This window comes from Streptomyces lasalocidi (genome assembly GCF_005280215.1).
Lineage (GTDB): Bacteria > Actinomycetota > Actinomycetes > Streptomycetales > Streptomycetaceae > Streptomyces > Streptomyces longwoodensis.
Window position 1 is genome coordinate 3,643,129 of the sequence record NZ_SZNQ01000001.1, and the last position, 12,175, is coordinate 3,655,303.

Annotated in this window: 9 protein-coding genes and 2 pseudogenes; 5 read left to right on the plus strand and 6 right to left on the minus strand. The window is 73.8% G+C overall.

All coding sequences use genetic code 11. The annotated features are described in order from the left end of the window. Positions 1–123 precede the first annotated feature (123 nt). From E4U91_RS16290 to E4U91_RS16300, 3 genes and pseudogenes are all read left to right on the plus strand, one after another. Positions 124–858 (plus strand): response regulator transcription factor, encoded by a 735-nt coding sequence (locus tag E4U91_RS16290; RefSeq protein ID WP_137307538.1) that lies wholly within the window; start codon positions 124–126, stop codon positions 856–858. Beyond that, positions 855–2,336, plus strand: a complete 1,482-nt coding sequence (locus E4U91_RS16295; RefSeq protein WP_137307539.1) for a sensor histidine kinase — start codon at positions 855–857, stop codon at positions 2,334–2,336. The genes E4U91_RS16290 and E4U91_RS16295 overlap by 4 nt, the downstream gene beginning before the upstream one ends. Positions 2,337–2,583: 247 nt before the next feature. Next, positions 2,584–3,549: pseudogene (locus E4U91_RS16300) on the plus strand (pectinesterase family protein); the annotation flags it as partial. 91 nt (positions 3,550–3,640) lie between these two features. Here the strand turns inward: E4U91_RS16300 and E4U91_RS16305 are convergent. Further along, positions 3,641–5,443: a bifunctional metallophosphatase/5'-nucleotidase gene (locus E4U91_RS16305; protein ID WP_137307541.1), complete on the minus strand. Its 1,803-nt coding sequence runs from the start codon at positions 5,441–5,443 to the stop codon at positions 3,641–3,643. A 181-nt stretch (positions 5,444–5,624) separates the two neighbouring features. On the opposite strand from E4U91_RS16305, the gene mshD reads away from it, so the two are divergent. Continuing rightward, positions 5,625–6,551, plus strand: coding sequence for a mycothiol synthase (gene mshD, locus E4U91_RS16310; protein WP_137307542.1), 927 nt, complete (start codon positions 5,625–5,627; stop codon positions 6,549–6,551). Between the two features lie 23 nt (positions 6,552–6,574). Here the strand turns inward: mshD and E4U91_RS16315 are convergent, their stop codons facing one another. From E4U91_RS16315 to E4U91_RS16335, 5 genes are all read right to left on the minus strand, one after another. Continuing rightward, positions 6,575–7,243 (minus strand): ABC transporter, encoded by a 669-nt coding sequence (locus E4U91_RS16315; protein ID WP_241678598.1) that lies wholly within the window; start codon positions 7,241–7,243, stop codon positions 6,575–6,577. A 28-nt stretch (positions 7,244–7,271) separates the two neighbouring features. After that, positions 7,272–8,834: an ABC transporter permease gene (locus tag E4U91_RS16320; protein ID WP_241678599.1), complete on the minus strand. Its 1,563-nt coding sequence runs from the start codon at positions 8,832–8,834 to the stop codon at positions 7,272–7,274. Beyond that, positions 8,831–9,700 carry an ABC transporter ATP-binding protein gene (locus E4U91_RS16325; protein WP_137307543.1) on the minus strand — a complete coding sequence of 290 codons (870 nt, stop codon included), beginning with the start codon at positions 9,698–9,700 and terminating at the stop codon, positions 8,831–8,833. Before E4U91_RS16325 ends, E4U91_RS16320 begins: the two co-directional genes overlap by 4 nt. A 222-nt stretch (positions 9,701–9,922) precedes the next feature. After that, positions 9,923–10,762: a cupin domain-containing protein gene (locus tag E4U91_RS16330; RefSeq protein ID WP_137307544.1), complete on the minus strand. Its 840-nt coding sequence runs from the start codon at positions 10,760–10,762 to the stop codon at positions 9,923–9,925. 172 nt (positions 10,763–10,934) lie between these two features. Continuing rightward, entirely contained in the window at positions 10,935–11,477 is a 543-nt protein-coding gene (locus E4U91_RS16335; RefSeq protein ID WP_067234628.1) for an RNA polymerase sigma factor, read from the minus strand. Positions 11,478–11,655: 178 nt separating this feature from the next. Between E4U91_RS16335 and E4U91_RS16340 the strand changes: the two are divergent. Further along, positions 11,656–12,027, plus strand: a pseudogene (locus E4U91_RS16340) (GntR family transcriptional regulator); the annotation flags it as partial. Positions 12,028–12,175 lie beyond the last annotated feature (148 nt).

Genomic DNA, 12,175 nt, shown 5'->3' on the forward strand with positions numbered 1-12,175 from the left:
CCTGCCCGGGCTCACCCCGTGTCGGCCGGGATTCGTGCGACGCTGAGAAGGCCCCGCCCGTCGGGCCCGGCACGCCCGTGTCCGTCAGCCCACCGCCCACCCGCACCCGAGGAACCCACGCCCATGAGCCCCGCCGAAGGCGACCGTGACACCCAGCGCATCCTGATCGTCGACGACGAGCCGGCGGTGCGCGAAGCACTGCAGCGCAGCCTCGCCTTCGAGGGCTACGACACCGAGGTCGCCGTCGACGGCGCGGACGCCCTGGACAAGGCGACCCGGTACCGGCCCGACCTCCTCGTCCTCGACATCCAGATGCCCCGCATGGACGGCCTGACCGCCGCCCGCCGCATCCGGGGCGCCGGCGACACCACGCCCATCCTCATGCTCACCGCCCGCGACACCGTCGGCGACCGGGTCACCGGGCTGGACGCCGGGGCCGACGACTACCTGGTCAAGCCGTTCGAGCTGGACGAGCTGTTCGCCCGCATCCGGGCCCTGCTGCGACGCAGCTCCTACGCCGCCGCCGTGTCCGCGCAGGCCCAGGCGGACGAGGCGCTCACCTTCGCCGACCTGCGCATGGACCTCGCGACCCGGGAGGTCACGCGCGGCGGGCGGCCGGTGGAGCTGACCCGGACGGAGTTCACGCTGCTGGAGATGTTCATGGCGCACCCGCGCCAGGTGCTCACCCGGGAGCAGATCCTCAAGGCCGTGTGGGGCTTCGACTTCGAGCCGTCGTCCAACTCGCTGGACGTGTACGTGATGTACCTGCGGCGCAAGACCGAGGCGGGCGGCGAGCCGCGCCTCGTGCACACCGTGCGCGGCGTCGGCTACGTGCTGCGGCAGGGCGGCGCCGAGTGAACAGGCTCACGCGCCGCTTCCGCACGCTCCCGATCCGCGCCCGGCTGTCCCTGCTGGTCGCGGCGGCGGTGGCGTTCGCGGTGGCGGCGGTATCGGTGACGTGCTGGTTCATCGTGCAGGGGAAGCTGTACGACCAGGTCGACGACGACCTGCGGGAGATGGCGCGCAAGCCCGGCACGGTCGGTGCGCTGCTCGAGCGGTGCACACAGAGCCCGCCGGGGAACACCCAGATCTTCCCCGGGCGGAACGACTACGTGCAGGCGATCAAGGAGGAGGGCGCGCCCTGCGTCGATCCGAATTCGCCGAGCGCCGTCAAGGTCACCGGCAGCGACCGGACGGTCATCAGGAACGCGAAGGGTGGTGAGGGCTACTTCCGGGACGGTACGGACGAGAAGGGCAACCCCGTACGGGTGCTGACGGGGTACCTGGGCATCGGCCCCGACGGCGAGGGAGTCGGCCTGCTCCTGGCGACCCCCCTCAAAGGCACCAAGTCCACCCTGAACGAACTGGCGCTGATCCTGCTCCTCTTCTCCGGCGTCGGCGTCATCGGGGCCGGGTTCGCCGGGCTCGCCGTCGCCCGGGCCGGGCTGCGGCCCGTGGACAAGCTGACCGAGGCCGTCGAGCACATCGCCCGCACCGAGGACCTCAGCGTCCGCATCCCCGTCGAGGACGACGCCGAGGACGAGATCGCCCGCCTGTCGCGGTCGTTCAACTCCATGACGAGTTCCCTCGCCGACTCCCACGAGCTCCAGCAGCAGCTCATCGCGGACGCCGGACACGAACTGCGCACGCCGCTCACCTCCCTGCGCACCAACATCGAACTCCTCACCCGCAGCGAGGAGACCGGCCGCCCCCTCCCGGAGGCCGACCGCAAGGCGCTGCTCGCGTCGGTGAAGGCGCAGATGACCGAACTGGCCTCGCTGATAGGGGACCTGCAGGAGCTGTCCCGCTCGGAGCGCCAGCGCGGGGAGCGGGTGCAGGTCGTGTCGCTGGAGGACGCCGTCGAGTCGGCCCTGCGCCGGGCGCGGCTGCGCGGCCCCGAGCTGACCATCGACGCGTCGCTGGAGCCGTGGTACACCCGGGCCGAACCGGCCGCGCTGGAGCGGGCCGTGGTCAACGTCCTGGACAACGCGGTGAAGTTCAGCCCCGAGGGCGGCACCGTGGAGGTGCGGCTCGCCGACGGCGTGCTGACCGTGCGCGACCACGGCCCGGGCATTCCCGAGGACGAACTCCCGCACGTCTTCGACCGGTTCTGGCGCTCCCCGAGCGCCCGGGCGCTGCCCGGCTCGGGCCTCGGCCTGTCCATCGTGGCCCGGACGGTGCAGCAGTCCGGCGGCCAGGTGACGCTGGCCCGCGCGGAGGGCGGCGGCACGGTCGCGACCGTACGGCTGCCGGGCGCGCCGACGCCGCCGCCGGAGCTGCCGGGGACACCGGGAACGCCGGGTGCCGGGACCGCGCCGGGGACGCCGGCGCCGTAGGACCCGCCCTGCCCCTCCCCGTGGGTCGGCAACCTTTCCGTTCCCCGTGGCGACCCCCTGTCGGTCACCTCCCCCACACGGAACGGACAGTCGCATGAGCGCTGGGAGAACACACCGCAGCAACGGCACGGCCCGGCCCCGTCGGCGCAGGCGCCCGAGGATCCCGGTCCTCGCCCTGCCGCTGGTCCTGACGGCGGCCGGCACCCTCGCGTACGGCACGGCAGGAGGGCTCGGCGGACAGCAGCAGGCGGCGGCCGCGGCGGCCACGCTCACCGTGGCCAAGGACGGCACCGGCCAGTACACGACGGTCCAGGCCGCGGTGAACGCCGTACCGGCCGGCAACACCTCCCGCGTGGTGATCTCGGTGAAGCCCGGCACGTACCGCGAACTGGTCAAGGTGCCGTCGAACAAGCCGCACGTGACGATCCAGGGCACCGGCGCGAGCCGCAAGGACACGGTGATCGTCTACAACAACGCCTCCGGCACCGCCAAGCCCGACGGCTCCGGCACGTACGGCACCGGCGGCAGCGCCACGGTCGCCGTGGAGGCCGACGACTTCCAGGCCCGCAACCTCACCGTCGCCAACGACTTCGACGAGGCGGCCCACCAGGACATCGCCCAGCAGGCGGTGGCGCTGCGCACGGCCGCCGACAAGGTGCTCCTGGACTCCGTCATCGTCGAGGGCGACCAGGACACTCTGCTCGTCGACACCGCGTCCAAGGACAGGCTCGGCCGGGTCTACCTGACGAACTCGTACGTCGTCGGGAACGTCGACTTCATCTTCGGCCGGGCCACCGCGGTCGTCGACCGGTCCGTCATCACGCTGAAGAAGCGCTGGAACGGCGCCTCCGCCGGCTACGTCACCGCCCCCTCCACCGCGGCCGGCCGCCGGGGCATCCTCATCGCCAACTCCACGGTGAACGGCGACGTCTCCGACCGCACCTTCTACCTCGGCCGCCCCTGGCACGCCGGGGGCGACGCCACCCTCGACCCGCAGGCCACCGTGCGCAACACGACGCTGAGCGCCGCGATCAAGTCCACTCCCTGGACCGACATGAGCGGCTTCTCCTGGAAGTCCGACCGCTTCGCCGAGTACGCCAACCAGGGTCCCGGCTCGGGCCCGGCGAGCAGCGACCGCCCGCAGCTGACGGCCGCCCAGGCGGCGGACCAGGAGGTCGCGGACTGGCTGGGCGACTGGACACCCGTCGCGTAGCGACCCGGCGCGCGGCCGTACCCCCTCACCGCAAAAGGGCCCCGCACGTACGACGCGCGTACGTGCGGGGCCCTGCCTCGTCGGCCGAGGCCTACTGCACGATCGTGATCCGGTTCGGGACCGGCGGGGCGATCGGGCTGGTGGCCGAGGAACCGGCCGTCAGGTACTGCGCCAGGGCCGCCAGGTCGTCGGCACCGACCAGGTCGTTGGTGCCCAGGCCCAGCGTGGTGAAGCCGTCACCGCCGCCCGCCAGGAAGCTGTTCGTCGCGACCCGGTAGGTGGCCGCCGGGTCGATCGGCGCGCCGTTCAGCCGGATCGAGTCCGTGACCACGCGGTCCGCACCCGACTTGGTGAGGTCCAGCGTGTACGTCAGGCCCGACGACGGCTGGAGGATCTTCGGGGCCGCCGCGTTCGCACCGCTCACCTGCTCCTTGAGCGCCTGGATCACCTGGGCGCCCGTGAAGTCCTGAAGGTTCACCGTGTTGGCGAACGGCTGCACCGTGAAGCCCTCCGCGTACGTCACCACGCCGTCGCCCTCACCGGCCTTGGCCGCGTAGGTCAGGCCCGCGCGCACACCACCCGGGTTCATCAGCGCCAGGTCGGTCTCCGGGTCCAGCTGCTTGCCGTACGCCAGTTGCGCGTCGGCGATCAGGTCGCCCATCGGGGACTCGGTGCCCGTGTTGGGGACGTCGGCGGAGATGTAGCCGATGGGACGGTTGCCGATCGGCGCGGCCAGCGTGTTCCACTTGCTGATCAGCTGCGTCATGTCGGGCGCCTTGGGGACGTCCCGGGTGACCACGTGGTTCGCCGACTTCACCGCCGTGCGCGCGATGTCACCGGTGAACCGGTCGTACGTCAGCGTGGTGTCCGTGTACAGGCGGCCGAAGCTCGACGCCGAGGTGACCATGCGGGGCCGGCCCGCCGGGTCGTTGATGGTGCACACGTACGCGTTGTGGGTGTGGCCGGTGACCAGCGCGTCCACCGCCGGCGTCACGTTCTTGGCGATGTCGACGATCGGACCGGAGATCCCGGCGCCCGCACCCGGCGCGTCGCAGTCGTAGTTGTACGCCGTCGAGGCCGGGAAGCCGCCCTCGTGGATCAGCGCCACGATCGACTTCACGCCCTGGCGCTGCAGCACCTTGGCGTACTTGTTGATCGTCTCGACCTCGTCCTTGAACGTCAGGCCCTTGACGCCCTCCGCGGAGACGATGCCCGGCGTGCCCTCCAGGGTCACCCCGATGAAGCCGATCTTGACGTCCTTCTTCTTCCAGACCCAGTACGGCTTGAGGATCGGCTTGCCGGTCTTCTCGTTCAGCACGTTCGCCGCGAGGTAGGGGAAGTCCGCGCCCTCGAACGGCGTGTCCGTGTAGCAGCCGTCGGTGGGGTGGCACCCGCCGTTCTGCAGCCGGCCCAGTTCCTTGGCGCCCTCGTCGAACTCGTGGTTGCCCACCGACGTGACGTCCAGGTCGAGCTTGTTCAGCGCCTCGATGGTGGGCTCGTCGTGGAAAAGGCCCGAGATCAGCGGCGAGGCGCCGACCATGTCACCGCCGGCCGCGGTGACGGAGTACGGGTGGCCCTGGCGGGCCTGGCGCAGGTGCGTGGCCAGGTACTCCACACCGCCCGCGTCGATCGTCTTCGTCGTGCCGTCCGCCTGCAGTTCGGTGACCCGGCCGGAGGAACCGGACGGCGGCTCCAGGTTGCCGTGCAGGTCGTTGAAGGACAGCAGCTGCACGTCCTGGTAACGGCTGGGCAGCGGACGGGAGTGCTTGCTGTCGTGCGCGTCCGCCGGGAGCGCCGCGGCCAGCGCACCCGCGCTGGCGAGCGTGATGGCCGCCGCGAGCATGCGGAACGTCCGGCGTCCGCGGCTCGGATTCGACTGGGAAGTGGCTGGCATGCGCCCCCCTGTGCTTCAACTGTGGTGAGTGGTTCGCCCGGCGCAGCCTAAAGTCAACGCGCGTAGCGCGACAGGGGGTTCATGGTTACATCCTGGTTTCCCTTTTCCGACGTCTTTGCCGTCGCCGTCCCGCCCGGGCGCTGCCGCCACTTCGGCCGGGGCGAGCCTTACCCTCGTACGCATGACCAGCGACGACCCCGCACGGCTCCCCCTCTCCCGCTCCCTCGAGACCACCTCGGCGCTCGCCCCGGACCAGATCGACGCCGTCCTCGACCTGCTCGCCGAGGCCGCCCGCGCGGACGGCCAGCAGGCGGTGTCCGAGCAGGGCCGGCTGCAGCTGCGCGGCGGCGCCCGCACGGGCGTGTCCCACCTGCTGCTCACCGTGGACGACGAACTCGTCGGCTACGGCCAGCTCGAGGACACCGACCCCGTCGAGGCACCGGCCGCCGAACTCGTCGTCCACCCCGGTCACCGCGGTCACGGACACGGCCGTGCGCTCGGGTCCGCGCTGCTCGCCGCCTCCGGCAAGCGGCTGCGGGTCTGGGCCCACGGCGGTCACCCCGCCGCCCGGCACCTGGCCCAGGTGCTCGGCCTGACCCTGTTCCGCGAACTGCGCCAGATGCGCCGGTCCTTGACCGACCTCGACCTGCCGGACCCCGTCCTGCCCGAGGGCGTCACCGTACGGGCCTTCGTGCCGGGCACCGACGACGCCGCCTGGCTCGCCGTCAACGCCGCGGCCTTCGCCCACCACCCCGAGCAGGGCTCCCTCACCCAGGTGGACCTCGACGCCCGCAAGGCCGAGCCCTGGTTCGACCCCGCGGGCTTCTTCCTCGCCTTCCGCGGGGAGCAGCTGGTCGGCTTCCACTGGACGAAGGTCCACGCGGAGGAACAGCTCGGCGAGGTCTACGTCGTCGGTGTCGCCCCGGGCGCCCAGGGCGGGGGCCTCGGCAAGTCCCTCACCACCATCGGCCTGCGGCACCTGGCCGCCCAGGGGATGCCCACGGCGATGCTGTACGTGGACGCCGACAACAAGGCCGCGGTGTCCGTGTACGAGCGGCTGGGCTTCGTCACCTACGAGACGGACCTGATGTACCGCACGGAGACGTGAGGCTGCGGGTGGGCAGGGCCGGGTCAGCGCGCGGTTGACGTGCGCCCCGGCCGGCCGGCGAGCGGTCTGCGTCCCGGGCTCCACCGCCGCAGCGGCTCCGGTGTCCCCGCCCCGGCCAGCAGCGCCGTCAGGACCAGGGCCGAGGCCCATCTCAGCCGGGTCCCCGTCCACCACGGGTCCCCGGGCAGGCTCAGCAGTCCCCAGCGGTCCGGGACCAGCGCCACGGCCAGTGCGGCCAGGGCCAGCCGGACCGCCGTCGCCCTGCCCGGCCGGGTCGCGTCCGTGCAGCGGATCACCGCCGTCGCGAGGGCGAGTGCCGTCGTCGCCATGGCCGCCGCTTCCAGCGTGACCGGGCCGGCCGGGGGACGCGCGGGCGCTGGCACCAGGAGCAGGGCCGCCGTCCACCACGCCGCCGCGACCGGGAGGGCCAGCCCGGTCCGCAGGCCGGCCCGGACCGCGCGGCCCACCGGTGTGGTGGCGGTGGTGTGCCGGGCCGGGTCGTCCAGGAGGAACCCGAGCGCCATGGCGCCGAGCAGCGCGACCAGCCGCAGCACGGCCCATCCCGCGTCCGCGTCGGGTACCCGCTCCGGGAGTCTGGTGCTCCCGGCCAGCAGCAGGCCCCCCGTCCCGGCCACCGCGGCCGCCCGCCAGGGCAACGTCCTCCACACCGGCGGTACCAGCGCCCGCAGCAACGGGCCCCTCCCCGTACCCAGTAGGCGGCTACTCCTCGTCTCCACAGCTCTCCTTCCCCTTCGGCACCGGCACGCCCAGCAGCCGGGCGGTCTGTGCCGTCGTCGTCCGGGGGGACGTCAGGTCCCGCCAGTGGGCCTCGACCCGGGCGGTCACCTCCGCGCGCGGATGGTCCAGGAGGGCGCGCAGGACCTCGGTCTGCTGGGCCGTCAGGGACAGCGAGTCCGTCGGGGCCAGGACCACGCCCGAGCCGGTGACGGCGTCGTCGAGGCGGACGTTGCGGAAGGCCGTCAGGGGGTGCGGCTCGCTGCCCAGGGCGAGCCACATGACGGTGACCATGCGGCCGTCGCACAGCGCGTCGGCCCTGGCCTCCGTACCGGCCACCAGGACCGCGGCCACGCCCACCGCGAACTCGCCGACGCGGTTGCCGCCCCAGCGGGTGCCGACCGTGACCTCACCGGGAGTGGTGGAGGGGGCCAGCGCGCTGTCGACCTCCAGGCCCCCGCTGGTGTCGATGCGCTGCCGTACCGTCAGGCGCAGGCCGGACGCCGGGGCGCCGGCCGCCGAGCGCACCCGGTCCACGACCTTCGCCCACTCCCCCCGCACGCCGTTCCACTCGGGGAAGGAGCAGTACGTCGCCCCGCCGAGGTCCGTGCAGGACTGGACCCGCTCCGGTGCCGTGGACGCCGTCTTCCGCGCCGCTTCCAGGGCCGCCGTGTCCCGCGGGAGCTGGCCGACGACCCCCGTCGCGGTGGCCGCGAGGGCGACCGCCGTCACCGCCTTCAGCGCGCGCGTACGGCCACCGGCGACGAGCAGCGCCGCGCAGGCCAGCAGGGCGCACAGCCCGGCCAGGTACAGCGCGTGCCAGGAGGCCGGGCGGCCCAGCAGGTCCGAGGGGACCGGGTCGCCCCCGCCGCCGTCCGTGTCGAGGACGGGCGCGAGCCGCCGTACGCCCTCCGGCGCGCCGTCGGTCTGCAGCAGGCTCGTGATCAGGATGTACCCGGCGACCGCGAAGAGTATGGGCACGAAGCTCGACGGGAGCAGCCGGGCCAGCAGCACGCCCACCACCCCGGTCAGGAGCACCATCAGCGGTCCCACGGCCAGCTCGCCGAGCGAACCGTGGCCGATCGCGCCGGGCTTGAGCGCCGACCAGCCGTACTCGACGGCGACCAGCAGCGCGGCCAGCAGGGCGAAGGGCACCACCGACAGCAAGTGCGCCAGGGTGCGGCGCCAGGGCTCCATGGGCAGGACGCCGAACTGCTGGGCCGTGCCGTTCCGGCGGTCGCGCTGCACCGCCGCGTTGACGCAGATCAGCAGGGCGATGGAGGCGAGCAGCGGGCCGGACTGGGTGTCGCGGTCCATCGTGTTGAGGACCGGGAAGGCGTCCATGCCCTCCTCGTCCCAGCACTTCCAGACGAGCAGGCCGGCTTCGAGCAGGAAGAAGAACAGCACCGGGATCTGCATCGCCAGCTCCCGCGCCTCGACGCGGGCCAGGGCGAGGACGGCCGCCGTGCGGTGGGCGACGCCGGTCGGGGCGACGTCGGCCGGGGCGGGGGCGGGGTCCATCGTGGGCTCCTTGACCGTGGTGCTCATGCCGTCACCGCCGCGCTCTCGCCGTCCAGGGTGAGCAGGTAGCCGTCTTCCAGGGTGGGTTCGAGGAGGTCGGCGCCCTCGGGCGGGTCGCCGACGTTGCGGAAGGTGCCCGTGCCGGTCCGCCAGCCGGCGCGTGCGGCGGGGTCACGCTGGTCGCTGCTCCACACCCGGCCGGCCGCCCGCGCGGTCAGCTCGGCGGGGGTGCCCTCGAAGCGGACCCGGCCGTGGGCCAGGACCACCACGCGGTGGCAGAGCATCGCCACGTCCTCCGTCTGGTGGGTGGACAGCAGCACCGTGCGGCCCTCGCCGGCCTCGGCGACCAACTCCCTGAAGCGCATCCGCTGTTCCGGGTCCAGGCCGACGGTCGGCTCGTCCAGGACGAGGAAGCCGGGGTCACCGACGAGGGCGGCGGCCAGGGCGACGCGCTGGCGCATCCCGCCGGACAGCCGCTTGATCCGCTTGCCGCGCACCTCGCCGAGGTCGACGGCCTCCAGGACGCGGCGCACCTCGCGGTGGCGTGCCCCGCGGTCGGTCAGCTCCTTCAGGATCGCCACGTAGTCGACGAACTCGAAGGCCGTGAAGTCCGGGTGGAACCCGGGGGTCTGGGGCAGGTAGCCCAGCTCCCTCCGGAGCGCGAGCCGGCCCGCCGAGGTGCGCGGGTCGTGGCCCAGCGCCCTGAACTCACCCCCGTCCGGCGGCACGGCCGTGGCCAGCACCCGCAGCAGGGTCGTCTTGCCCGCGCCGTTGGGCCCGAGCAGCCCTGTGACCCCGCGCGTCAGGCTCAGCGAGACGTCGTCGAGGGCCCGCGTGCCGCCGTAGCGGAGGGTGAGGCCGGAGGCCGTCAGCGTGGTGGGTGCGGCGGTCATGCGGTGCTCCCGGAAGGGCAGTGGCCTGCGCGGCCGTCGAGTGAAGGGCGGTGGGCGGAGACGGCGACCGGTGGGTCGCTTTGGGTGAGGGACCGTCGAGTGAGGGGCCGTCGGCTGCTGTCCCAGGAGTCCAGGGCCGGCGGGGCAGCGGGACCCGGGTCGACGGGCGGCGGTGCCACGGGACTCGGTCCGGCGGACGAGGTGTCGTACGACGGTCGGCCGTCATGGCAGGTCCCCTCCCGCGAAGTGGCCCGCCCGCCCGGTGTCGAAGCGGTCCCGGGAGTGAACGAGCAGCACGGTCGCCAGGGCCGCCAGCCCGGCCGCGGTCGACTGCCCGGCCGCCGTGAACGGCACGGGCGTGTGGCCGTCGGCCTGCGCGGTGGCCACCAGCAGCAGCGCCAGCCAACCGCCCCCGACCAGCGCGGGCGCGAGCGCCGGGCCCAGCCGGGCACTGAGCGCGAGTCCGGTGGCGGTGAGGGCGAGCGCGGGCAGCAGCCAGGCCAGGGCCGACAGGCCGTACCCCGGCAGGGCCAGGGTCGCCAGGCCGTTGCAGACGAGCCCGGTGGTGAGGACCGCGACCGTGCGGATCATCAGTAGCCGGAAGCCGTGCAGCGGGGCGACGACCGCCATCTCGAACGTCGGGTCGAGCGACGGGCCGAAGGACAGCGCCACCCCGGCCAGCGGCAGCAGCGGCGCCAGCGCCAGGAACAGACCCGGGGTGTCCGCCACCCGGACCACCAGCACGGTCATCACCAGCAGCGACAGCACCGCCAGCAGCCAGGACCGGCGCAGTATCGGTGTCGCCGTCAGGAGGCGCGCAGTGTGGTCGGTGACGCCGAGCCGCAGCAGCACCCGCTCGAACGGTCCCGGCCGGGGCGCGTCCAGCTCGGCGTCCAGCCGCTCCCAGCCGGCGTCCAGCACGGCCGGCTCGGTCACCCCGGCCAGCCGTGCCCGGCACTGCGCGCACGCCGTGAGGTGCGTGTCGGCCGACCACAACGAGGGGGGTGCCAACTCTCCGCGCGCGTAGGCCCGCAGGTCCTCCTCGGCCACGTGCCACGTCATGCCGCCACCTCCTGCTGCCGCCGCTGCCACCACTCGACTCCGCCGCTGTGCGCCGGGACTCCCGGACCGCCCTCCGGGGCTCCCCCGGCGTGCGCCGGGACAGCCCCGCCGCACACCGGACCGCCCCGTCCGGCCACGGTCCGGCTCCCGTCCATGACCCGCTCCGTCCGCCTCACGCCAGCGCCTCCCGCAGTTGCTTGCGGGCGCGCTGGGCCCGCGTCTTGACCGTGCCGGCGGGGATGCCGAGCAGGACCGCGGCCTCCCGGGTGCTCAGGCCGTCGATGACCGTCGCCTGGAGGACCGCCCGCAGCTCGGGGGAGAGCCGTATCAGGGCCCCGGCGAGGTCCCCGTGCTCCACCCCCGCGAGCACGCGGTCCTCCGCCGACGCCTCGTCCCGGTGGCGCAGCCGTGCCAGCGTCTGGCGCAGCCGGCCGCGCGCCCCGTCGTTGCGCAGCGCGTCGACCAGCCGGCGCGAGCCGATGCGCCACAGCCAGCCGGCCACGTCGCCCTCCTCGCGGTAGCGCGCGGAGCCGCGCCACACCGCGAGGAACGTCTCCTGGACGACGTCGTCGACTATCCCGGCGTCGGCGCAGCGGCTGCGCATGCGTGCGCTCAGCCACGGCGCGTAGCGCCGGTACAGCTCCTCGAAGGCATGACGGTCCCCGTGCGCCGCGATGGCCCGCAGCAGCTCCCCGTCGCTTCCCGTTTCGCTCACACCCCCTCATCGGACAAGCCCCGCCCAGCGGTTCACGAATCGCGACCCGGATTTCGAGAACCCCCGGGCCTACCCGTCTCGGGCACCTCATCACGGTCCCCGTCCTCGTCCCCGGCTTGACTTCCGCCCCACCCCTGCACCACCCTTTCACTACTCAATTAGTGAAAGGGTGGTTGCCGTGGTCGCCTACCGCATCGACCGCCACAGCGGCGTCGCCACCTACGTCCAGATCGTCCAGCAGACCAAGCAGGCCCTGCGCCTGGGCCTGCTGCGGCCCGGGGACCGGCTGCCGACCGCCCGGGAGGTCGTCGAGGCGACCGCGATCAATCCCAACACCGTGCTCAAGGCGTACCGCGAGCTGGAGCGGGAGGGCCTGGTCGAGGCCCGCCGGGGGCTCGGCACCTTCGTGCGGCGCTCCCTCGGCGCGACCCCCGCCGACGACTCCCCGCTGCGCGCCGGACTGGGCGCCTGGGCGGCGGAGGCCCGCGCGGCGGGGCTGGACCGGGAGGACGTGGCCGCGCTCTTCGCCGCCGTCCTCGACGAAGCCTTCCCGACACCGGACGGCCCGTCCGGCCACCCCGTCCACCCCGACCACCCCAGCAACCCGAGCAGCCCGAGCAGCCCGAGCAGTCCCGACAACCCGAGCAGCCCGAGCAGCCCGAGCAACCCGAGCAACCCGAGCAACCCGAGCAGCAAGC

Excerpts from the sequence above, each read along its gene's own strand:
- E4U91_RS16320 (WP_241678599.1), bottom strand. The coding sequence starts at position 8,834 with ATGAGCACCACGGTCAAGGAGCCCACGATGGACCCCGCCCCCGCCCCG.
- E4U91_RS16290 (WP_137307538.1), top strand. The coding sequence starts at position 124 with ATGAGCCCCGCCGAAGGCGACCGTGACACCCAGCGCATCCTGATCGTC.
- E4U91_RS16305 (WP_137307541.1), bottom strand. The coding sequence starts at position 5,443 with ATGCCAGCCACTTCCCAGTCGAATCCGAGCCGCGGACGCCGGACGTTC.
- E4U91_RS16330 (WP_137307544.1), bottom strand. The coding sequence starts at position 10,762 with ATGACGTGGCACGTGGCCGAGGAGGACCTGCGGGCCTACGCGCGCGGA.
- E4U91_RS16325 (WP_137307543.1), bottom strand. The coding sequence starts at position 9,700 with ATGACCGCCGCACCCACCACGCTGACGGCCTCCGGCCTCACCCTCCGC.
- mshD (WP_137307542.1), top strand. The coding sequence starts at position 5,625 with ATGACCAGCGACGACCCCGCACGGCTCCCCCTCTCCCGCTCCCTCGAG.